A 22,109-nucleotide genomic window follows, 5' to 3' on the forward strand; every position below is an offset into this window, starting at 1 on the left:
GGTGGAATGAAGTTATCTGACGTAGTTCGCGTGGAGTGCATCCGGGCTCAAGCCTCGGTTGAAGACAAGGCCATGGTCTTATGTGAAATTGCCGCACTTGCCGGGAAAAGCCCTCTATGCCGCAACATTTCCGAAGAGACGATTCTGGAAGCCCTCCAGGATCGTGAAACGTTTGGCTCCACGGCTTTCGGTAACGGTATTGCTATCCCCCATTGCCGCCTGAAAAATGTCCACGATTTCGTAGTGGGATTAATTTCCATCCCCGATGGCGTAGATTTTGATGCCCCCGATCACAAAAAGGTGCATCTGGTTATTTTCATCATCGCCCCGACCACAGACAGTACCACACACATCCGGTTGCTGTCTTCCATTTCGCAGGCTCTTCAGGATGCCGCTCTGGTCCGGAAAATGATCGCCGCCAAAACTGCCAAGGCGCTCTATGAAAAGTTTCTCCAGGCTGCTGAAGGGGATATTCCGACCTATGAACCGGGCAAAAAAAATCAATTGCATATCTTCATTCAGGATCGCCTGACGTTTGAAAAAATCCTGGGTTCCATCGCAGGTATCGAGGGGGCATCCTTGTCTGTCGTGGATTCGCAGAATATCTATCAGTATCTCAAAGCCATCCCGCTTTTTGCCGCTGCGTCCAATCATGACCATCCGGAATTCTGCAAAATGATCGTCGCCATTGTTGAGCGCAAGCTCAGTAATGAAATCATTCGTCGAATTGAAACGATTACAGGCAGCCTGTCCAAATGCAGCGGGATATTGGTGACCGTGCAGGAGCTTGCCTTTTGCGCAGGAATGCTGGAAGCCTGACGAATCGTTTTCCGGCTAAGGAGCTTGCCTGAGTGTCCATGGCTGATTTTCGGATTAACCTGTACCAGAACTTATCCACGCTTCTTTCAGCGGGACTTCCGATTCTTCGTGCTCTGCACACCGTGCAAAACAATGCATCCAGGAGATGGAAAAAGCATCTGTCTGAGATTGAGCGGGAAGTCAGCGGCGGATACGAATTATCCGAATCTATGTCCAGGCGACCTCGTTACTTTGCCAAACTGGATATCACCCTCACTAAAATCGGCGAACAAACCGGCCAGTTGGCCGAAGTGTTAAACAGTCTGAGCCAGTGGTATGAACTCCGCCGAAAACTCAAGCGACTAATAATAGCAGATCTGGCTTACCCAATTTTTATTATTCATCTTGCTGCTTTCATCCTCCCTATTCCACTGATCGCCCTGAGCGGAATGGACTGGAGCACCTATTTTCCTCGCGTCCTGACTATCCTGTCATTCTTTTATGGGCCTGTCATTTTGATCGGCCTGATTTGCCGATTTTTCCCGCAGCAAGGCTTGGTTCGCCGCGTCTTCGATGAACTGTTCCTGAGGATCCCCATGCTCGGCTCAGCACTGCGGTATCTGGCCATAGGACGCTTCTGTTACACCTTCTCCATCATGTATAAAGCCGGCGTCCCAATCATCGAATGTGCTCTGCTATCTCATGAATCCTGCGGCAATGAAGCTATCAAACATCGCCTTAAAGGCGGATACGATGCTGCCCGAAATGGTACCCCCATGTCACAGGGTTTTAGCCAAAATCTCGATGTGGAATTCCTGGAACTGTGGAACATCGGAGAAGAATCCGGCAATTTGGATAATGCGTCCGAGAAACTGGGGCAAATTTATCTGGACAAGGCTCGCTTTCGGTTTGAACTCATCGCCAATTGGCTCCCCAAGCTGTTCTATTTTGGTCTGATGGGCATTATGGCCTATATAATTCTCAAGCTGTTTTCCCAGATTTACGGTAGCCTCCCCACTCAATTTTAATCTCACATTTGCTGGTTTCGTTTCTCTGGTTTGCCGATATAGTTTAGGGGTCCTCTAATCATCCATTTTGGCGGACAAAGGACTCTTTTTGCCGCTCAAAAGCATTTTTTAGAGTCCCCCTTAAGAATGATTCCCTGATTTGAGAGGTCTTTTTGAAACGATTGTTTTACAAAAAATCCCAGCGTATTTGCTCCAACGAAGACTTTAAGCAGATTCTGGCGGCCAAAATCTCGGCCGGGCGGGGACCGTTTCGTCTTTTTGCCTGCATCAATACCTCTGGAACACCTCGTTTCGGAGTCTCCATCAGTAAAACGACTGGCAAACCCATCCTCCGAAATCGGCTTAAACGCCTTGCCCGCGAAGCATTTAGACTCAACCAGCACAATCTCTATCCATCTGCGGATTATGTCTTAATTATTTCGCCTAAAATGTCGAAAAAAACGGAATCGGATAGAATGGATAACCTCCAGACAATGTCCTATAACCAGTATGAAACACTTTTTATGGAATTGGTCGAGAAGGTAACACGACGGCTTGTTTCCATGAAAACCAGACAATGTAACGACAGAGATTCCGCTTCGGATGCCTGATGCCAACGATAAAAAGATGGTCGCTATCGGACTCGCCGCCAGCCGGGCCGGCGTGTCCAGACAGACGGTGCAGTATTATCTGATGATCGGCCTGCTGGAACCGACACAGACTACCCCCACCGGCAGACGGCTCTTTGACGAGGAGGCAATCAATAAAATCCGGATGATTAAAAAGCTCAACCAGAGCGGCTACCCGCTTCGAGCCATACGTGACTTGTTTTTTCAACCCTCAAAAACAGAAAAGACGCTGGAACCATGACTGATTATAACACGATTCAAAAAAGACGAAATTTTATCGTCGGCCTGTTTGTGCTGGTGGCGTTTATTCTTTTTATCTTTTTGCTGAACCTGTTCCGAGACCTGCCGCTATTCGTCAGCCAGGCCAAATCGTTTAATGTGCTTGTCAAATTTCGCGAAGCCCCCGGCGTCCAGAAAGAAACCCCTGTACAGTTTTGCGGCTATCAGATTGGGCGTGTCGTGGTCGTCAGCCCTCCCCAATATGTGGAAGACCAGACTACCGGCAAGGCCTGGCACGAAGTGCATGTTACCCTGGCCATTGACAAAAAATATCGCAATATCCCATCCAACGTAGATGTCAAACTCATGAAACGAGGACTGGGCAGCAGTTTTATCGAATTACAGGCCAATTCGGATGAGCTGCCGGAACCCCTGATTGCCGATCAGCCAAGAACCAAATTTTTGTGCGACCAGATGATTCTGAATGGATCGATGGGACTGAGCAGCGACTTCTTCCCGCCGGAAATTCAGAAAAAGCTCGAACACCTGCTGGTATCCATAACAACCCTCTCAGACAATACCAATCGCATTATCGGAGATCCGGATAACATCGCCAACGTTAAAAAGACACTGGCTCACGTCAGCGTTGTATCCGAACAGGCCGGGGAAACACTCCAGTCCATCCAGCAGTTTTCCACAACCGGAAACCAGCAGATTGTTCGTCTTGCCGATCACCTGAATACGGCCATCGCGAATTTTCAGCAGACCCTGACAACCATCAATGACGGCAAAGGCTCTCTGGGCAAACTGCTCAACGACGACAGGCTGTATGAGAATCTGATCAACACCACCCAGGAACTGGAAACGGGCATCCGGGATTTCCGGCAGATTCTGGCCAAGCTCAACGACGGCCAAGGGTCCATGGGGAGGATGCTCAATGACGGCCGACTGTTTGAAAATCTGCTCGACAGCTCTCAGGAACTCGAAATGGCGCTGGAGCAAATTAAAAAATGGGCAGCGGATGCACGCGAAAAAGGCATTCGCATCAAATGGTAGTGTGTCAGAACATTCTGTGGATATAATCCATGGCATTGGAAATCGAAGCCAAAATTCCGGTTGCTGATTTAAAACCCATCGCCGACAAGCTCAAAGGTCTGAAGGCTGTCCCCAAAGACACCGTGCGGGAAGAAGACATCTACTTTGATAATGGTGCCGTGGAACTGATAAAAAAAGACTGTGGTCTTCGTCTTCGCAAACGCCTTTCGGATACCCAGCCCCCGCAGACCATTCTAACCTACAAAGGCCCCCGCCAGGAATCCGCCTTCAAGTCCCGCCCGGAATATCAAGTTCAACTCGATGACGCACAGGCTCTGGTAACCATTTTTCGAAGTCTCGGTTTTCGGGAAAGCCTCACCATTCAAAAGACCCGTCAAATCTGGCTGCTGGATCACTGTGAAATCTGCCTGGACGAGGTCTCCCAATTAGGTCTTTTCGTTGAAGTGGAAGGCCCATCGGAACACGTTGTCCGGTCCGTCCTCGTCAAACTGGGGCTTAATCCCGCCAATCATGTCTCCGAAGGTTATGCCCGGATGATGGCTGCCCGGCTGAATCTTGGCAAATGAGGGTTGATTATTTTCACATTCCGGGGTATTGTTCTTGTTCATCAACAGAAATGACTGTGTGGATGATAGTACAGAAATGATACCCAAAAACGGCTTAATTACCCTGATTGTCAATCCGAAATCCGGAGCCAGCAGCAACAAGCGGCTGGTCAGCGGATTCCGCGCCTATCTGGACCAAAAAGGCTATCCGCTCAAAGTCGAGTTTACTCGATCCCTTGAACATGGCCGGCAACTGGCCCAGCAGGCCGCGGCCAATCCCGATTGCTCGCTGGTCGTTGGCGCCGGCGGAGATGGCACCATCCGGGAGGTGGTCTGCGGCCTGAGCGGTTCAGCGAAACCGCTGTTGGTTCTGCCTTGCGGGACGGAAAATCTGCTGGCCAATGAACTGGGCTATGATGTTCGTCTGGAAACGGTCATCAACGCCTTCGAAAACGGCCAGCTGCGCTCTCTGGATCTGGGTAAGGCCAACGATATCTACTTTACTTCAATCGCCGGATTCGGCTTCGACGGAAAGGTCGTGCAGCGTGTCCAGGCCGTCCGCAAAGGCCATATCAGCCATTTGACCTATTTCTGGCCAATCTGGAGAACATTCTGGGATTATACATTCCCGCCGATGAAAGTGTTTATTGACGGCAATGCTTTTTTCGAAGGTCCGGGATTGGTTTTTGTCGGTAATATTTCGCGATATGCAATCGGTCTGGAGATTCTCAAAAAAGCCAACTACAGCGATGGCCTTCTGGATGTATGTATCTTTCGCTGTGCAAGCTGCTGGAAACTGCTCAAACATGCAGCTTGTACGGTGCTGAAAACCCATCTGAAATCCAGAAACACGCTCTATACACAGGCCAAATCGATTCGTATCGAATCCTCTGTCAACCACATCCCCACTGAATTAGATGGTGATCCCGGCCCGGCTCTGCCTGTGGACATCAGTATTATCCCCGCCGCAATTCAGGTCGTTGTTCCCCCCGGGGCAAAACCGGCCGGAATTCGTACACGCATCCGAAGAATGATTGGCTAAGGCGGGCATCCCATAGAAACGAAACAGGAATTCAATTATGGCAAATCAGTTTCAAATCGGAAATATCCAGGCTGGATTAGAGGGCGAATTTTTTGTGTTGGCAGGCCCCTGTGTCATCGAAGAGGAAGGCCTGTGTCTCGAGATTGCCCAGGAATTAGTCCGTATCAGCCGCAACACCGGCGTAAAGATCGTCTTTAAAGCCAGTTTTGACAAAGCCAATCGAACCAGTATCAACAGCTTTCGCGGTCCGGGTCTGGAACAGGGCTTAAAAACGCTGGCTCACATCAAAGCCAAAACCGGCCTGCCGCTGGTGACGGATATCCACGAACCGAATCAGGCTCAACCCGCCTCCAAAGTCGTTGATGTCCTTCAAATTCCCGCATTTTTATGCCGTCAGACCGACCTGCTTGCAGCCTGCGCTAAAACCGGCAAAGTCATCAATGTTAAAAAGGGACAATTCGTATCTCCCTCCGAAATGAAAAATGCCGTCAACAAAGTCCGGGAGTGCGGAAATACACAAATCATGCTGACCGAACGCGGTACTTTTTTTGGATACAACCGACTGGTTAATGACATGACCGCTATCCCGGAGATGCAATCGCTGGATTGTCCTGTGGTTTTTGACTGTACCCACAGCACGCAGCGTCCAGGCGGGCTTGGCCAGGCCAGCGGGGGCAGTCGTGAGCTGGCTCCGGTCCTTGCACGAGCTGCAGTTGCCGCAGGCGCCAACGCCCTGTTTATGGAAGTCCACCCGCAACCGGAAAAGGCTCTTTGTGATGCCGCCTGTATGCTGGAGCTGCACAAGGTCGAATCCCTGATTAAAACCTGTAAAACCATTTTTGACCTGATCCGCAAATGAGTCAAAAAGAAAAATATCTGTTTGGCCCCGTCCCATCCCGCCGACTGGGACTGAGTCTGGGTGTAGATATTGTACCGCTGAAAACCTGCACACAGAACTGTCTGTATTGCCAGCTGGGCATGGATGCAACACAATCGATTGAACGCAAAGAATACGTCCCATTGCAGGATGTCCTGGCCGAGATTCAGCATCGCCTCCAGACGGGGTTGAAAGCGGATTACATCACAATCAGCGGTTCAGGAGAGCCAACCCTGAATTCTGGCCTCGGTTGGCTGATTGACCGCATCCACGAACAGACAACCATTCCGGTTGCAGTCATTACCAATGGCAGTCTGCTTTGGCGGCCGGACGTGAGAGATGATTGCGCCAAAGCGGATGTCGTGCTGCCTTCTCTCGATGCCGGCGACAGCGAAACGTTTCAGAAACTAAACCATCCCCATCCGGAAATAGATTTCTCCCGATTTGTCGAAGGCCTCATCGCTTTCCGACACATCTATCAGGGACAACTCTGGCTGGAAGTGTTCATTTGTGAAGATATCAATACCTCAGATGCAGCGCTGCATAATCTCGGGCATATCATTGACCAAATCAAACCCGATAAAGTACAGCTCAATACAGCAGTTCGTCCCACTGCTCATCCTGAGATTCGAGCGGTCTCACCACAAAAAATGGCTGAGATTGCACAAAAACTGGGCCGAAATGCTGAAGTCATTGCCGATTTTCCCAAAGACAAGACCGGCTCGGCAGACTGCACACCCGAATCCGTCATGGAAACCCTCGTCCGGCGTCCTTGCACAATTGAGGGCTTGGCCTCCAGCCTGGGAGCAGAGAAAAAGGCCGTACTTTATGCCATAAAAAAACTCCTTGATGCCGGATGTATTATCTCTGAAACAAGAGATGGACATATTTACTACAAACCGCATCCAAAATAACTGACTCAAGTCCTCCATCATAGACTTCCCCTCTAAAAACCCTCCCATAAATCCGCATTTTTGCGTGAAGAGCCTTAAGTTATCGGTCGATAAATCCTGTATGGAGCTTACGAAGGTTCCATAAATTCTGCATTTTTTTCAAAATAGGACTTAAGAGATTGTCATTCAGCCCGATAAAAAAAGAATAGGAGAGTTGTTCTGATAATCTGGAGAAGTCGTTATGGAAGCAATCAAAAAGCAGCTGGTTTTGAATAAAGGCGATCAGCAATACATCTACCGGTATGAAAGTGGATGCGAGGCTCAGCTTTTAGACGCCCTGGTTGCCGCTGCTTCGGATGAAAAATCCGGGTTTGACTGGTTTGATGCCGCCGTGTTGAGCTTCAAACTCAGCCAGTCCCTGATAGGTCAGGCCGATGAGCTTTTGTATCGGGACTTGCCGGATCCGATGCAATCTCTCCAATAATACCAAACGGATTTGGTCTGGGGATGCCCCCGTAAACGGATAAAACTAAGGAAAAGACTATGAAAGACGCCGCCACCATTCAGGAATTTATCAGTTACCTCAAGTTTGAGAAGCATTTTTCAGACTATACTTCTCGCTGTTACGGTACTGACTTGGAGCAATTTGTTGCCCATCTTCAGAAATCGACCGATAACGCCTCTCAAACTGAATCCGGAAACGATGGTGGAACTGCCACAGCCGTTCAGACCGAGCAGAAAGTGGACCAGCTGCTGCTGGCAGCGGATGTCAATACCATTCGCAGCTATATGGCATCGCTGAATGAACATCAGTATTCCAAATCAACCCTGGCACGCAAGCTGGCGACACTCCGAAGCTTCTATAAATTCCTGGTCAAACGGCACTATCTGACAAACAACCCCGTCAGCACCATCAAGACTCCCAAGCAGGAAAAGAAACTGCCCAAATTCCTGGAATATGAACAGATTCAGAAATTGCTGGACACCCCCCCCGCCGACTCATGGCTGGGTGCCCGTGACCGCGCCATGCTCGAAACCATGTACAGCACCGGCATGCGTGTCAGCGAACTGGTGGCGCTGAACTTAGACGATGTGGACTTTCTCAGTGAAGTCCTCCACATCCGCGGCAAAGGCAAAAAGGAACGTATTTGTCCCATTGGCTCTCGCGCCCTGCAGGCCATTCAGCACTATCTGGAATACCGCAATCGCCGGATGGAATGCGACCCGGCTTTCGATAGCAAAGTCCTGTTTGCCAACAAGCACGGCAAACGACTCAGCACCCGCAGTGTCCGTCGTAAAATGGATAAATATCTGATTGAGGCGGGCCTGGATCCGGCAATCAGTCCGCATACCCTGCGGCACAGCTTTGCTACCCACATGCTCAACAACGGCGCCGACCTCCGCAGCGTCCAGGAACTGCTGGGACATCAATCCCTGTCAACTACCCAGATTTACACCCATGTAACAACCAGCCGTATGAAAGAACAGTATCACAATGCTCATCCAAGAGAAACGATAACGGGGTAAGAAGTCGCTTCATGGTAAGAAGTCAACCCCTACATCGAAAGCCCGTCCCACAGGATGGGCTTTTTTATTTGCCATTGAAAGTGGACAATCGCCGCATATTTTGTATAATCTTGCCCGGTACGCAGAAGCTTGAATTCACAACTTGGTTTACGGAATAGAATATGCTTAAAGAAAGCCAGAATCCTCCGATTATCTACCCGGAAGATAAATCTATTATTGATTTTCAAGGGACTTGGTGGGTTGCCCATACCCGCAGCCGCAACGAGAAGGCCGTGGCGTGGGCCATGGCCGGCAAGTCCATCCAGTATTTCCTGCCGATGTCCTGGAAGGTCAGCCGGAAAACCAGCCGGACAACCCGCTCACTGCTGCCTGTTTTTACCAGTTATGTTTTTTTCTGCGGCAATGAAAACGACCGCCTGGAAGTATTGAAAACCAACCGAATTGCAACGGTTATCCCTGTGTATGATCAGGCCAGGCTGGTTGCAGAACTGCTGCCCATCGAAAAGGCCCTGCTGGCAGGCAAGACCCTTCAGCCGCACGAATACATCAAAGTCGGACAAAAATGCAAGGTCATCGCAGGCCCGCTGATGGGCACTGAAGGTTTTGTCGTTCGTCAGGGTGACAAAAATCTCAGACTGGTATTAGCCGTCGAAATGCTCGGACAGGCAACCAGTGTGGAAATCAGTGCAGATATGATTGAACCCGTTGAATAATATCCCAATGGAGGTTTCTGTTCATAGCAGAAAAACAAGCCATGGCATATCTGATTTGTTTGATCGGACTGTTTACCGCGGCAATGGGCTGCAGCGTCATCATGCAGCCAACCGTACTGAGCAAAATCCTTCACGTCTGCAAAAAAACGCCCTTTTTATATCTATCCAGCGGCATCAAGACAGCTATCGGCATTCTGTTCCTGATAAGGGCCACATCCTGCACTCGCCCCTGGATTATTATTCTGATCGGGATACTGACCACCATTGGCAGCCTTTCGATGTTTTTTATTCCCAAAACGCGAAGCCAAAGACTTTTTGAATATATCCTGCGGCAGCCGCAATGGATTTTTCGCGTTTGGGGTCTTACCGCCCTGGCTTTTGGGATACTGATTATCTGGGCAGGATGGCCCAAATAGAAGAGAATTCAACCGTCTCGGTCCTGGTCTTCAGTCTTTTTGCGACAGTGAGAATCATCCTTTAGATGACATGTGCAATTTGCCCCGCACCCTCCTGGGGAATGTTTTTTCTTTCTGGGCCAAACCAGCAGGGCCGCCAGCAGGCTGACGACCAGAATGACTGCAATTTGCCCTATCGTTTTCACCCGCTAACTTCCCTATTTGAAATTATATAACCATTATGGCTTCTTTTTGTCCTGTGTTACAAAGGCAATCTTTCTCGCCCCGGAGCGATACAGCACATCATATACCTTAACCACGTAATCCCACTCGACAGCATCTTCGCAATATAACTCAAGCCCATGTTCTGCAATATTAAACGACTTGGCCGCATCCAGAAAATCATTTGTAACCGACGCTAATCCAACCTCGATGTCATCCTGTAACAATTCAATTGGGTTCGTTTCGCCCAATGTCACCTGACAGCCGGAAGGGATTGCCTTAAGATATATTTTCATAGGGCCTTTATCGGAAACCGCAGCCGTTTCTGTAGAAGGCTTGGGCATGACCACCGGCAAATTCGCTTCGGGCCTGGGAAATCGTGCTGTCAGAACAAAAAAGGTTAGCAACAGGAAGATAACATCGATCATCGCCGTCATACGCAGCCCCATGCCCCCGCCGCCGCGCCGCATCAGGCCGCCAATGACTTGTCCGGCCAGTCCTTTTGCTGATGTCTGATTTGCCATACGCTCTACTATTTCACTGCTATTCAAACTATTCAGGACTGGCATTCTCATGAATTCAAGCTTTTTTGTCAAGCGTATTTATCCGCCGGCACATATTCAAATCACACGCTTATGCCATACAGATTGATTAACGGATTATCATTTTATCAAATAAGACGTTAGGATGATTCATAAAAAAGGGCCTAAGATATCGAAATTTTTTTTGATTATATCCATCCTGTTTTAGTATTATGATAGGCCGCAAAAGATCTGTGGAAAACTTGTTAAAAACTTGCATATTTAACATCAATAAATGACTTGTTTTATCTCTAAATGGACCACTTGAAACACCCCGCTTGCAATAAAAAAACCTTCAGACTTTATACAGTACGAACAAATCAATCGTAAATTATTGATTTACAATAACATACAATCTATATCAGAATAGCTTATTAAAAAATAGACCAACCGGTATGTATATTATTCAATATATAGTAAAATCGTAACCCTCGATTTTGCGGTATGTACATTCGTGTTGATTTTTTGTGGACAATGTGTTCGTAAAACAAAACACCTCAAAATTTAGCCCAAAAATCGGCACGATTTGCTAATTACAATCCAAGACAAAAGAGTCCAATATCCGTTTAAAATCCCGGCAGGCCTTCTCGGGAGAATCGGCGGAACAAATGGCTCCGCATACCGCAATACAATAGACACCTTGTTCCAATACCTGGTGTACATTATCCAATGTTATGCCGCCGATCGCAACATGGCTCATCGAACTTTGTTTGAGGATATCCATGGCCTGAATTAAATAAGAAAGCCCTGCTGCGGGTTCGTGGGATTTGGTTTGTGTTGCAAATACAGGCCCCAACGCAACATAATCACACGGCTGCACGAGCGACTGACGCAATTGGTCGACGTTATGCGTACTCATCCCGGCAATCAGAGGACGTGGCTGCAGCAGACGGATTTTGTCAACGGGGAGATCATCCTGCCCCAAATGAACACCATCGGCACCACTGAGAATTGCAACATCCGGACTGTCATTAATAATACTGATAACCTCCCCCTGCCGGCATAAATCCGCAAAGGTTTCTGAGAGATTGAGTACCTCCCGATCCGGCAGCCCCTTGCAGCGAAGCTGCAAACAATCCGCCCCTCCAGCTATGCATCCTTTGGTTAATTCCGGCAAAGCCAGTCTATCCTGCTCGGTCTTTACAGTCAGCAGCACATAGAGCCGGACTTTTTTCATGCGTAAATAACCAAATCCTGTAATATAAATATCTTTTTCAAGGGTATATGCCTCGAAACGAAGCTTTTCAAAGGCATCATACAGCGATGGGGAGATCGTCTGCCCAACCTCAGCCATGGCACGCAGGGCTTCGGTGATACGTTTGGCCGACGCTACAAAACAATCCTCCAGGGTGACACGCTTCATTTGTCCTTCAAAGCGAAGTGCCTGGCCGACATCATGTTGCGAATCACGCGAACAGAGCAACTTACCCTGCTCCAACTGGGCCACCGTCTGACATAACGCATGACGCAGGGCTTTCACACGACCAGACAGGGTGGAATTATTCAGAACAAACCTGCAATATTCCTCCATGCCCCGTAACGCTTCTCTGGCTCGGTTGAAATTGGCATCCAAAATTCGATATACAGCTTTTTCCATACTGGGGATTATAGCGATAAGCCCTGTAAATCAAAGGATTTTTGCGCAAAAAAAGAGGAGCCGAATCCTTGAAAACGGCTCCATTACACCCTCTTCCGAAGCTGAGTCGGAGTTCATACCCTCTTCATCGCATATAAAGCCAGCATGATTAATTATGCCACACGACGAAACATTGTCTTGTAAATTTGCAATGATTATGCCAGACCCGAGACCAAACCAGACTTTCCGCCTAAAAAAAACTTAAGGCATTATGATATAATTACTTACAACAAAAACCGCTGTCTCTTTTACAAACTATTGTAAAATAAAAATATCCTGTTTTGTTTATATTTTACAACATTCCATTCTGCAATAATACTTATTCTTTTGTTTTTATAGGCCTTCAATTTGGATAATTCAAGAAAAACAGGAAATGTTGAAAAAAAGAAACATCGAGGCATAGGTAATTATTAAATGCAACACGCACAACGTGATCTTAACAGGGAAATTACCAATAAAAAAGATAAGGTGTGTCCGGACCGGCGATGGGCGCACCGGTCCGGACTGGGCCAAACGAGGTATGGAAAACATCGTAAAAAAAGATATTACAACTCAGGTTTTAATCCACGTCCCAAATTCGAACCCCCGTATCAGTGTTGATACTAAAATTATAATAAATGATATACACAAAGCCAAATAGACTCTGACGGGCTTAATAAAATGAAAGCCGGATCCAACCATCAGATCCGGCTTTTCAACAGTTTCTCCCCTCACTGTTACATCACCCCTGCCTCCCACGAATCATGCCCCGTTATGGTTGTGAGGTTAACCATTGCTGGGCAAACAAAGCAAAATCAGCCAAATCCACAAATCCACTGTAATTCAAGTCGGCACTGGCAGGAATCGTCGGTTTGTTGGTACTCAGCTCAAACGCCATATCCCAGGACTGACCATTCGGCGCCGGCCATGACGGCAACTGGATCGGAACCCCATTGAGATAGGTAGACCCCAGTTTGATCGGCCAGATATCGGTGCTGGCAATCTGCACCGCGTCGTCATTAAACTTATGCGGGCGGGTCTTCCAGCCCCACGGATAAGCCGGCGGGAGGCCGTCGGGGGTTGCCGGATAAATCGCTGCAATACTCAGCCAGTAGATATTCGGTACGGCCGGATCGGTCTGCGGTTTTTGATAAAACCATTCGTTTTCACTTAGAAGCTGAGTGAACTGGAAACAAGCCTCATCTTTTTGGCAGATCATATCGGGATAGTCGCATCGCGGATCCACATCATAGCCGGCAAAATTCCATATCCACTTGGTGCATACATTTTCCCAGATTAACTTGCCCGGATGGCTGTAAGGCGCATCTATCCCGGCAGGAACATCCGTCCAGATCCCAATATGGAACGCTTTGGGTATAACCTTCGGCAGATAGGGCTTGTTCCATCCGATAAAGGAACCCCACCAGTGGATATCGGTAATGGGTCGATCATCCTTGCACGGCCAGTCATCCGCGATAATCGGAGTTTGCGGCGGCCAATAGAGCGAAGGTTCATCCCAGCCTCTGATCAAAGGCGGATTGCCATCCCCGATGGCCACCGGCGGCTGACCATACTTGATATAGAACCATTTCCGAGCCTGGGTATTCCTGGTGACTCTGAGCCAATGCCAGTAATTCCAGGCCATAAACTGCTGCTGACCGGGCGGAGGCACCGGCTGCTGACCAAAGATATACTGGAAATTCTCATCCACATCAAAGAATTGTGACTGGGTCAAATCAAAACCCGGTGCATTCATATACCCTGTCGCAACAGGTGTGGTGGCATTGATTCCCACCATCGCCGTATTAATCGTAACCGTTGTGGGCACGCCCAACGGAATGGCCGCAGGCACCGCCCACCACCATGACCGCCTTCTGCCGGCAATATCAACAATTGAAAACGACACGGCCCTAATATGGGATTTACTCCCGACAGGCGGGGCCGGCGGGGTTACCGTAATCTGAATCGTGCAATTGGTCAAGTCTGGATCCCAGCCATAGTCATATCGCCATGCGCTGGCATAGTCCCCTGATTCCCAGAGTCTTTCCGACGGCATCCATGCCATCACCAACCCGGCATCCTGTATACCTCCCGATCCGCCGATGCCACCGGAATCCCCCGGCCAGACATATAATAATCCGGAACCATATTCTTTATCACAAGGCACAAAGGTTGTTTCCGGATACGGATCCCCTTCTTTTACTGAATCGGGATCGTTCCAGTACCTGATATACTCTTCCCACTGGGTCATACTCATCGGACGAATTCCCGGAGCCGGACTTTGTCCCTCCAGTGCCCGCGACCATTCACCCAAGCCGTTGATATAGACCACGGCCTGGGCTTTTTCCGGCTCACCCATCAGGATATCAGTTCTGGATGGATAAGGCATCATGATCTGCTGCCCTGGAGACAAGGCCGGATACAGCGTTGTTTTTTCGCCGAGAATCACAGAGGTAAAGAGCGGGTCAAGCACCGCATAGGCATCAAAAAACACGTCAAAGAACGAGGTTGGGCTTTCTTTTGGAAGAATCGGGACCGGCATCATCGTTTCACCCCAGACCTCAATCATTCCCTCCTGTAGATTATAATTCACCATAATCCGGGGATCGGCTGGTCCTATTCCTGTACAATTCATTTTGGATGGATCATAAGTCAATTGTACATAAAACCCGGATACCTCGATGACATAGGGTGCGGGATTATCCAGATACGCGGTGACAGTTAAAGGCGGCTGCATGCCCACTGAGGCAAAATTGGAAGGATCAAGCTCAACAGCAAGATTCGGATTCATCTGAATCGTGCTTGAAATCCAGACATTCTTGCTTTCAGAATAACTGGCACAAATCCAGACGGTACTGCCGACGTAAATGCTCTTCGAGGCTTTCAGTTTCATCTTCTTGCCTTTGGGATCCGTATCGGATGTGACACTAAACGAAAAGGATCCATCTCTTCCGCCTGTTTGGGTTGTGCTCGACCACCCCCCGGAAACCCATTCGATTTCCAGCGTTACAGTAGGTTCCGACACAATGGTGCCCGTACTGCTATAATAGACCTTGCCGCTGACGGTGTAGGAGTAGCTGCCCATTGCAATCGCCGACAGAGCTACTCCCAGCAATAGAAACAATATGCGTTTGCTCATAATCGTATCTCCTGACCAGAAAAGAGACAAATTATCGCAAAACATAGCTGCTCAACGACGTGCAAATAGGATGAACTTCGCTGTACAACGGAGGCTATGGAATTGCATTCTTGCGGGTCAAGGCCAAGGCAGAACACCTGATGAACTCCATAACATCACTTGCCAAAAGCTATCTGGCTGCATTGGACTGTCTATAATGTATTCATTATAGGACTGACTGAAATGAAATCATATCCGTAAAAATACTGCTTTTGAAAATAATGGTGAATATTTCAAACCCGTCACAAAACCGTGAATTACCATCAAGAAATGCATGAGGATCACAAAATTGGATGTGTCGCAGGATAGATAGACCTATATATAGGTCTATGATTAAAAAACAGCAGACTCTATAGCTACAGTTTGGATGGATATTTGGGAAATTTCGCTACGCTGAAAAAATTTGCGGATGCCGCACAATCCAATTGAACAATTCCGAATACCCCAGAATTCCGCAAAATTTATTCTGACTATCCGTGACTGCAAGGCAGCCGGAGGAATAACAGGCAAGTAATTGTACGGCATTGGGCAAAGCGGCTTTGTTGGAGATCGTCTGTGATTCTTTGGATAACAGCGAACAGACAGGACGGTCAAGAATATGGTCCTTGTTTTCAAATACAGACAGACTGACCGGGTCCATCAGCGAAGCCACATAATTGAGGATATCCTGCTGAGATATGATTCCGACGAGTCGGGCTTGCTTGTCCAGGACCGGAATATATCGGGCCGCTGTTGCCAGAAAAAGACAGATCGCCCTGGCGATATCATCTCCCGGTTCCAGGCAAATCACATACCCAGCCATCAAGTCATGGGCGCATATACGCGACACACCGTAAGCCTCTATGCCAGGCATCTCAGGAGCATCTGAAACAATCGAAGCCAACAGTTTCACAATCGTACCAGAGGTTGCTTGACCAACCAGCTTTCCATCCTGTTCTATCCCTATAACCTGGGTGTAATCAGCCTGCATGGCCGTTATCACATCGACAATCGCTGTCCAGGGGGTGACTGTTTTGGGATGAGCAATCACCAGATCATGAACCGGAGTACTCAGCACGTCGTGAAATCCCGTCATATCCTTGCGTAAAAGGCTGGGCAAAATGAGACGCAAAATATCCTTAATGCAGACTCGACCAGCCAGCTTCATACAACGTGACAATTCGGCCTCCTGAACAACCAGCAATGTGTCGAGTGGCTGCAAAATGAAATGCTCAATGGCCTGCTGCACGGTATACCGCTGACGCAGAATGACGGGATTGACTTGTATCACATCCTGTGCCCACCGACAGCTCCCTGTAGAGTCCCATAAAAAAGATGAAACAGCATCCTTGCCTTTGCTTGTGTGTGCAGACTCAAAGTACATTATCGACCTCAGTAACAGCACGGTACTCCTTATTCCCACGCGCTGTCCGGTTTGTTAAATCACTGCTTTGGTTTACAGTTTACGTTCGCATCGACATTCAATTCTCTCTATTCCCCATATCGACAATGACAGAAATAAACATTAAGTGATTTCACTGAAATGTACGTATTTTTCCACCACACAAATGGGTATTTTTACCTATACCCATCAACTTGATCACGAAAAGCCCAAAATGAGCCCGCAACAGTGCGTGGACTATCAATCTGATTCGATGTGTTCGTCGGTGTGTATTGTATTGGAGTTCAGAGGAGCGTTTTTATCGGACTCGGCAGGAATTTCCTGGATGCGGATACGCGGCTGCGGTGCAGATTTGTCCGATAATTCCGGAATATCAATCGTGTTTAACTCCGCTATAAGCGGATCATCGTCGTCTAAGATATCGTCCTCATCCGATAAAGGATGAGCGGTCGGCCCCTCGCCAGAGCTGTTGGCCAATGTGTCTTGAGCCTGCTGGTCTTCTTGCTCCGATTGTTGTGTCTCTGGATGCTGCTGCTCGACTGCCATACGAGAGAGAATGGCCTGCTGCACCGCCTGCTCGGCGGGTCGGTCGGTCAGTGCCGTCAAATAAATAGGTCCTTTAATTTCGGTCTGCTCAACACGGATAAGCTGATTGCGCATCAGCTCCAGCATCGCCAAAAACAGGCCTATCATCACCAGTTTGTTGGTTTTGCCCTGAAAGATTTTTTCAAACGTCAACGGACCTTCGACCTGAAGTCGATGCAGAACCTCAATCTGGTACAAGTCAATGGGCGTTTCGTCGGTGATATGACTATAGCTGGAAGTATACCCTGTGGCCTTCATAATGGCATCAAAGGCTTCCAGCAGCGTCCAGATACTAACCTGATCCAGGTCCAGCTCCGGCTCAGCACTGTTTTTGATACTGGACAGAATCGTATCCGGACGAGTAAATCGCTGTTCGCGTTGCTGGGCAGCATGGGCCAGGAGATTCGCGGCATCTTTGATCCGTTTGTATTCCAGAAGCTGACGCACCAGCTCGGCCCGGGGGTCGTCGGTCTGTGCCTGCTCGGTGGTTTCCGTCTCGGTACGGGGCAACAGCATGGCGGATTTGATTTCCATCAGCGTTGCTGCCATAATCAGAAAATCCCCAGCCAGATCAATATCCAGAGACTGCATCATCTGGATATATTCAATATATTGCGCTGTGATACGCGCGATGGGAATATCGTAAATATCGACTTCTTCCTTGCGGACCAAGTACAGCAGCAGGTCCAGCGGACCGGCAAACACCTCTAAATTGACACGATATTCGTTCATGCCTTCCCCAGGGGGCACAACCCCACGGCCTTGCGAACCTCATCGATAGTCTGTCTGCCGATGGCACGGGCCCGCTGAGCCCCCTCCTGCAAAATCTTTTCCACCTCATCCAGATTGTTCTGGAGATCCCTGCGTTTCTCACGGTAGGGACGAAAATACTCGTGAATCATTTCGACCAGCCGCTTTTTGGCATGTCCATATCCCATACCGCCCTGCCGATATTTCTGATCCCATTCGGCAAGCTCCTGAGGACTGGCAAACAGCTTGAGCATGGCAAACACATTGCATTTGGTCGGATCCTTGGGAGCTTCGACCGGAGTCGAATCCGTGACGATACTCATGACTTTTTTCTTGACACTGTTTTCCGGCTCGAATATCTCGATGGTGTTGCCATAGCTTTTGCTCATCTTGCGCCCATCCACACCGGGCACTACGGCCACCGACTCCAGGATGTAATCTTTAGGCAGCGGAAAGATTTCGCCATAGGCATTATTAAAGCGCTGCGCCATATCGCGGGTCATCTCCAGATGCTGCTTCTGGTCGGCACCCACGGGCACCAGGTCGCTCTTGAACAGTAAAATATCCGCAGCCATCAACGCAGGATACGTAAACAAGCCCAGGTTCGGCGATAAGCCCTGAGCCACTTTATCTTTATACGTGGTGCATCGCTGAAGCAGCCCCAGCGGCGTGACACAGGACAAAAACCAGGTCAGTTCAGTCACTTCAGGGACATCGGATTGCCGCCAGAACACGGATTTTTTGGGATCCAATCCCAGGGCCAGATAGTCCATCGCAACATCCAATATACGCTGGCGAAGGTCCTCGGAGGCTGGATTCGATGTTAGCGCATGATAATCGGCAATGAAGTAAAAACCTTCATTTTCATCCTGCAGCTTGAGATTCTGCCGCATCGCACCGAAATAATTACCTATATGCAACTTACCCGATGGCTGAATACCTGATAATACTCGCACTCTCATCTCCTGAATTAGGTATTGAAGAATAAAACGCAAATACTATCAACTTTTCATCGATAAGTCAATCTTGCATCCATATTTCCGGGGCATTATTTGGTTATTGCCTATCTTCTTTAGAGTACATAAAAGGCTATTTAAGCCAATGTTCTACCAGAATAATACAATCAAGCATGTCCACCTGGCAATCTCCATTGAAATCGATCTCAAGCGGTATCCTGCAATCCGTTTTCAGCCACTGAGCTGCGAACAACGAAAAGTCCGATTGATTAATCAATCCATCTTGTGAGATATCGCATCGTATCGGCCCTGTCCATGGACTCAGATACGTCCCGTCAATGATGTGTCGGGAAAATCCCTGCCCCTGCCAGGCGACAGCCATGTGATCTGCGCCGTCTTTGTCTTTGTGCAGGACCTCAATATAATATTTCCGGCCAGCCAGCAATTCCACAGATGCGGATTGCTGGGAGCTGTATTTATCCCATTGGTATGGATTTGTCCAGCCTGGAACCGATGCAATCAGCGTGGCTTTATCCGGTACAGCATCCGGACTGAGCCACAACTGGCAGGAATCATCCCCGGCAATCCAGAAGGTATAGCTGCCGCTTTGGGCGGGGCGAAGATATCCGCGGATGCGGCTGCCATAGCTGTTACCAAAATTGGAGGGGATCTCAAGACGGGGCAGATATTCCAAACCAGAGGGATGATCAGGATAATTCGGATTGGATGTCAAATCGCTGACCTGATCGCCGGCAATGCCATTCCACCATTCCCGAAGTACGGTTCCAGTCCGGTCGCCAACCAGTCGTATTGCCGGATAAGGCGGCTGGGTCATTCCTTCGCCCAAATAAAAGCTGGTGTGCGGCGGCTGATTGTAGGCCACATTCTGCCAGGCCACAGCCAGTCGGTAAACCGGGTCGTGCATCAGCGTATAGAATCGATATGTCGCAGGAATCGTCGTTGTGAAAATCCGCAGGCGGGTATTATCACTGGTCCGCAATATGATTTCTTCACGCCAGTCCCCGAGAATATCCGCCTGAAGACAGGGATTGGATTTGGTGCCATTGTTGCTTGACACACCGTAATTATAGATCGTCAGAAGCCGGCTGGAAGAGCCTGCTGCGGCATTCCATTTATCCAGTTTTGTACCATCCAGCAGCTCCCGCAATAGATCGCCATCCCACCAGATTGCAAAATTGGTTGACGGCGGGTTGGTCGTGGTAATGACCTGCCCCGAACAACTGCGTATGCCGCCAAAGCCCCAGCATTCATAGCCTGGATACCGCGGGTCAATATCTGCAGACACTCCTCGCCCGACGTCGGCATTGTCCGTCTGCCAGAGGATCTGGCCGGTGTTGGCATCCCGAAACGATGCCCCGGGTGTTCCGTCACCCTCGTGGATGGTAAATACTTCATATCCCGGCCGGCTCGGGTCAAGGTCCGACACATGCATCGCATCCCCGTGACCCAATCCGGTGGAATACAGCCCCTTGCCGGTGTCGTCAATTGCACAGGCACCATACATAATTTCATCTTTACCATCGCCGTCCACATCGGCCACGCTGAGATTATGATTGCCCTGACCGCGATAGGCACTGTTGCCTGCGGTGCCGTCATCACTGTCAAATACCCATCGCAGACTGAGTTTGCCATATCGAAAATCCCACGCCGCCAGCACCGTTCGCGTATAATACCCGCGACACATCACGATGCTGGGACGTTCTCCATCCAGATACGCCACACAAGCCAGAAACCGATCGACACGGTTGCCATAATCATCCCCCCAGATTGCTTTAATTTGAGATGGCGTTGGCGTCAGCGTCGAAGGATGACGCGGAACCACATAATTTGCGGTATCCAGAATCGCCCCCGTTTGTCCGTCAAAGACCGTAAAATATTCTGGCCCGGCCAAAATATAGCCGCTGGAATTTCGCCAGTCCGCAGCGGGATTGCCAATTACATTTCCAACACCATCCACCGTTCCATCGGCTGTTTTGCAGGCAATTTCAGCCCTGCCGTCCCCATCGAAATCATAAACCATAAACTGGGTGTAATGAGCACCGGCACGGATATTGACGCCCAGATCGATTCGCCACAAGAACGTACCGTCGATTTCGTAGGCGTCCAAATAGACGTTGCCCGTGTAGCCGGACTGAGAATTATCCTTGGCGTTGGATGGCTCCCATTTGAGAATGATTTCATACTGGCCATCGCCGTCAACATCCCCCACACTGGCATCATTGGGGCTGTAGGTATAGCTAACCCCATCAAGTGTGGTGCCGCCGGCAGGCACTTGAAGCGGGATATCATGATAAAAAGTCCCCCACACTGCAACCGGATCGGAGAACTCCTGTTCCACGCCGTCAATCACGGCGGCGATACGGTAGAGACTGCCCGCACTGCCGCCGGTATCCACATAATTGGTCGATGCTGTAATCGGGCTTGTGTTTATTTTGACAGAATCACGATAGACATTAAATGCGATGTCCATCGGGTCCGTACCCAACATTCGCCATCCGATATAGACCTTGCCGCCGCCCTGCCAGACAGCAACCACGCCGCGGTCCAGTTTTTCCATATAGCGTTTTGGAGTTGATAATTGCGTTGTCGTTACGATGGTTTGATTGAGTGCTTCACTATAAATAATATCGACTTTCCATCCTGGCTCAGTTGTCAGCAGTCCCGCATCCACTAAACCCGTAAAAAAACCAACCGCATCCCCTGTACAGCGAACGACCCCCTCGTTTCGGATGTTTATTTTGCCCGTCGCTCCATTATAAGCCACTCGAGCCCCCCCCATATACACCGCGCCCCCCCAAATATTCAGCAGTCCGCTGCTTCCTGAACCATACCCGACCGTCAATGTGCTTTTACAGACTAAGGTTCCTCCGGTAATGGTCACAACACCAGTGCCTGAGCCGCTGCCGATATAAAGGTTATTTCTGACATTCAGTGAGCCGCCGGTAATGAAGATGGTTCCATTCCAGTAAGTGGCACTGCCTGGCCGCAACTCACCCGCTGAAACCGTCAACACCCCTCCCGCATTAACAGGCAAAGATGATACAGAATAATAAGATACAGAGGTATTCGAAAAAACAGGGTTATTGGGGCTGCCAGGCCCGATAGACACGACACCATTG

The 22,109-nt window shown here is 49.1% G+C and carries 20 protein-coding genes and 1 pseudogene; 13 read left to right on the top strand and 8 right to left on the bottom strand.

All coding sequences use genetic code 11. From position 1 onward, the window contains the following. Window positions 1–6 precede the first annotated feature (6 nt). The 13 genes from ACQ9LF_RS07795 (at window position 7) to ACQ9LF_RS07855 (ending at window position 9,722) form a co-directional block, all read left to right on the top strand. Window positions 7–819, top strand: coding sequence for a PTS sugar transporter subunit IIA (locus tag ACQ9LF_RS07795; RefSeq protein WP_462488826.1), 813 nt, complete (start codon window positions 7–9; stop codon window positions 817–819). Window positions 820–857: 38 nt separating this feature from the next. Further along, window positions 858–1,826 (top strand): type II secretion system F family protein, encoded by a 969-nt coding sequence (locus ACQ9LF_RS07800; RefSeq protein ID WP_462488909.1) that lies wholly within the window; start codon window positions 858–860, stop codon window positions 1,824–1,826. 152 nt (window positions 1,827–1,978) lie between these two features. After that, a complete protein-coding gene (rnpA, locus tag ACQ9LF_RS07805; protein ID WP_462488827.1) occupies window positions 1,979–2,416 on the top strand; it encodes a ribonuclease P protein component in 438 nt (145 codons plus the stop codon). Continuing rightward, window positions 2,409–2,675, top strand: coding sequence for a helix-turn-helix domain-containing protein (locus tag ACQ9LF_RS07810; RefSeq protein WP_462488828.1), 267 nt, complete (start codon window positions 2,409–2,411; stop codon window positions 2,673–2,675). The genes rnpA and ACQ9LF_RS07810 overlap by 8 nt, the downstream gene beginning before the upstream one ends. Beyond that, entirely contained in the window at window positions 2,672–3,709 is a 1,038-nt protein-coding gene (locus ACQ9LF_RS07815) for an MlaD family protein (protein ID WP_462488829.1), read from the top strand. Before ACQ9LF_RS07810 ends, ACQ9LF_RS07815 begins: the two co-directional genes overlap by 4 nt. A 29-nt stretch (window positions 3,710–3,738) precedes the next feature. Next, the gene (gene cyaB / locus ACQ9LF_RS07820) at window positions 3,739–4,275 is read left to right on the top strand and encodes a class IV adenylate cyclase (RefSeq protein WP_462488830.1); all 537 of its coding nucleotides are present in this window, start codon (window positions 3,739–3,741) and stop codon (window positions 4,273–4,275) included. 58 nt (window positions 4,276–4,333) lie between these two features. Continuing rightward, on the top strand, window positions 4,334–5,296 hold the full coding sequence (locus ACQ9LF_RS07825; RefSeq protein WP_462488831.1) for a diacylglycerol/lipid kinase family protein: 963 nt from the start codon (window positions 4,334–4,336) through the stop codon (window positions 5,294–5,296). A 37-nt stretch (window positions 5,297–5,333) separates the two neighbouring features. Further along, window positions 5,334–6,155 (top strand): 3-deoxy-8-phosphooctulonate synthase, encoded by an 822-nt coding sequence (gene kdsA, locus ACQ9LF_RS07830; protein ID WP_462488832.1) that lies wholly within the window; start codon window positions 5,334–5,336, stop codon window positions 6,153–6,155. Beyond that, on the top strand, window positions 6,152–7,087 hold the full coding sequence (locus tag ACQ9LF_RS07835) for a radical SAM protein (RefSeq protein WP_462488833.1): 936 nt from the start codon (window positions 6,152–6,154) through the stop codon (window positions 7,085–7,087). Before kdsA ends, ACQ9LF_RS07835 begins: the two co-directional genes overlap by 4 nt. A 220-nt stretch (window positions 7,088–7,307) precedes the next feature. Next, window positions 7,308–7,550: a hypothetical protein gene (locus ACQ9LF_RS07840; RefSeq protein WP_462488834.1), complete on the top strand. Its 243-nt coding sequence runs from the start codon at window positions 7,308–7,310 to the stop codon at window positions 7,548–7,550. A 59-nt stretch (window positions 7,551–7,609) separates the two neighbouring features. Next, window positions 7,610–8,593 carry a tyrosine recombinase XerC gene (gene xerC / locus ACQ9LF_RS07845; protein ID WP_462488835.1) on the top strand — a complete coding sequence of 328 codons (984 nt, stop codon included), beginning with the start codon at window positions 7,610–7,612 and terminating at the stop codon, window positions 8,591–8,593. Between the two features lie 161 nt (window positions 8,594–8,754). Continuing rightward, window positions 8,755–9,306 (top strand): transcription termination/antitermination protein NusG, encoded by a 552-nt coding sequence (nusG, locus tag ACQ9LF_RS07850; protein WP_462488836.1) that lies wholly within the window; start codon window positions 8,755–8,757, stop codon window positions 9,304–9,306. Window positions 9,307–9,347: 41 nt separating this feature from the next. Then, window positions 9,348–9,722 (top strand): hypothetical protein, encoded by a 375-nt coding sequence (locus ACQ9LF_RS07855; RefSeq protein ID WP_462488837.1) that lies wholly within the window; start codon window positions 9,348–9,350, stop codon window positions 9,720–9,722. Window positions 9,723–9,940: 218 nt separating this feature from the next. Here ACQ9LF_RS07855 and ACQ9LF_RS07860 read toward each other — a convergent pair whose 3' ends face one another. The 8 genes and pseudogenes from ACQ9LF_RS07860 to ACQ9LF_RS07895 form a co-directional block, all read right to left on the bottom strand. Continuing rightward, window positions 9,941–10,519 carry an ExbD/TolR family protein gene (locus tag ACQ9LF_RS07860; RefSeq protein ID WP_462488838.1) on the bottom strand — a complete coding sequence of 193 codons (579 nt, stop codon included), beginning with the start codon at window positions 10,517–10,519 and terminating at the stop codon, window positions 9,941–9,943. A gap of 514 nt (window positions 10,520–11,033) precedes the next feature. Further along, window positions 11,034–12,101: a thiamine phosphate synthase gene (thiE, locus tag ACQ9LF_RS07865; protein WP_462488839.1), complete on the bottom strand. Its 1,068-nt coding sequence runs from the start codon at window positions 12,099–12,101 to the stop codon at window positions 11,034–11,036. Window positions 12,102–12,891: 790 nt separating this feature from the next. Continuing rightward, complete coding sequence (locus ACQ9LF_RS07870; protein ID WP_462488840.1) at window positions 12,892–15,258, bottom strand: DUF7901 domain-containing protein; 2,367 nt, start codon at window positions 15,256–15,258, stop codon at window positions 12,892–12,894. Between the two features lie 427 nt (window positions 15,259–15,685). After that, window positions 15,686–16,567 (bottom strand): CBS domain-containing protein, encoded by an 882-nt coding sequence (locus tag ACQ9LF_RS07875; RefSeq protein ID WP_462488841.1) that lies wholly within the window; start codon window positions 16,565–16,567, stop codon window positions 15,686–15,688. A 351-nt stretch (window positions 16,568–16,918) separates the two neighbouring features. Next, window positions 16,919–17,995 carry a segregation and condensation protein A gene (locus ACQ9LF_RS07880; RefSeq protein ID WP_462488842.1) on the bottom strand — a complete coding sequence of 359 codons (1,077 nt, stop codon included), beginning with the start codon at window positions 17,993–17,995 and terminating at the stop codon, window positions 16,919–16,921. Then, window positions 17,992–18,969, bottom strand: coding sequence for a tryptophan--tRNA ligase (gene trpS / locus ACQ9LF_RS07885; protein ID WP_462488843.1), 978 nt, complete (start codon window positions 18,967–18,969; stop codon window positions 17,992–17,994). The genes ACQ9LF_RS07880 and trpS overlap by 4 nt, the downstream gene beginning before the upstream one ends. Window positions 18,970–19,102: 133 nt before the next feature. Beyond that, window positions 19,103–19,804, bottom strand: coding sequence for a PA14 domain-containing protein (locus ACQ9LF_RS07890; protein ID WP_462488910.1), 702 nt, complete (start codon window positions 19,802–19,804; stop codon window positions 19,103–19,105). Beyond that, a pseudogene (locus tag ACQ9LF_RS07895) lies at window positions 19,778–21,613 on the bottom strand (rhamnogalacturonan lyase); the annotation flags it as partial. The gene ACQ9LF_RS07890 and the pseudogene ACQ9LF_RS07895, both read right to left, overlap by 27 nt. Window positions 21,614–22,109 lie beyond the last annotated feature (496 nt).

The sequence above is a fragment of the Anaeroglomus insulsum genome, from assembly GCF_050689095.1.
GTDB lineage: Bacteria > Planctomycetota > Phycisphaerae > Sedimentisphaerales > Anaerohalosphaeraceae > Anaeroglomus > Anaeroglomus insulsum.

Excerpts from the sequence above, each read along its gene's own strand:
- ACQ9LF_RS07880 (WP_462488842.1), bottom strand. The coding sequence starts at position 17,995 with ATGAACGAATATCGTGTCAATTTAGAGGTGTTTGCCGGTCCGCTGGAC.
- ACQ9LF_RS07800 (WP_462488909.1), top strand. The coding sequence starts at position 858 with ATGGCTGATTTTCGGATTAACCTGTACCAGAACTTATCCACGCTTCTT.
- ACQ9LF_RS07815 (WP_462488829.1), top strand. The coding sequence starts at position 2,672 with ATGACTGATTATAACACGATTCAAAAAAGACGAAATTTTATCGTCGGC.
- xerC (WP_462488835.1), top strand. The coding sequence starts at position 7,610 with ATGAAAGACGCCGCCACCATTCAGGAATTTATCAGTTACCTCAAGTTT.
- ACQ9LF_RS07870 (WP_462488840.1), bottom strand. The coding sequence starts at position 15,258 with ATGAGCAAACGCATATTGTTTCTATTGCTGGGAGTAGCTCTGTCGGCG.
- ACQ9LF_RS07855 (WP_462488837.1), top strand. The coding sequence starts at position 9,348 with ATGGCATATCTGATTTGTTTGATCGGACTGTTTACCGCGGCAATGGGC.
- ACQ9LF_RS07810 (WP_462488828.1), top strand. The coding sequence starts at position 2,409 with ATGCCTGATGCCAACGATAAAAAGATGGTCGCTATCGGACTCGCCGCC.
- ACQ9LF_RS07890 (WP_462488910.1), bottom strand. The coding sequence starts at position 19,804 with ATGACCCAGCCGCCTTATCCGGCAATACGACTGGTTGGCGACCGGACT.
- nusG (WP_462488836.1), top strand. The coding sequence starts at position 8,755 with ATGCTTAAAGAAAGCCAGAATCCTCCGATTATCTACCCGGAAGATAAA.
- ACQ9LF_RS07795 (WP_462488826.1), top strand. The coding sequence starts at position 7 with ATGAAGTTATCTGACGTAGTTCGCGTGGAGTGCATCCGGGCTCAAGCC.
- thiE (WP_462488839.1), bottom strand. The coding sequence starts at position 12,101 with ATGGAAAAAGCTGTATATCGAATTTTGGATGCCAATTTCAACCGAGCC.
- kdsA (WP_462488832.1), top strand. The coding sequence starts at position 5,334 with ATGGCAAATCAGTTTCAAATCGGAAATATCCAGGCTGGATTAGAGGGC.
- ACQ9LF_RS07840 (WP_462488834.1), top strand. The coding sequence starts at position 7,308 with ATGGAAGCAATCAAAAAGCAGCTGGTTTTGAATAAAGGCGATCAGCAA.
- cyaB (WP_462488830.1), top strand. The coding sequence starts at position 3,739 with ATGGCATTGGAAATCGAAGCCAAAATTCCGGTTGCTGATTTAAAACCC.
- ACQ9LF_RS07835 (WP_462488833.1), top strand. The coding sequence starts at position 6,152 with ATGAGTCAAAAAGAAAAATATCTGTTTGGCCCCGTCCCATCCCGCCGA.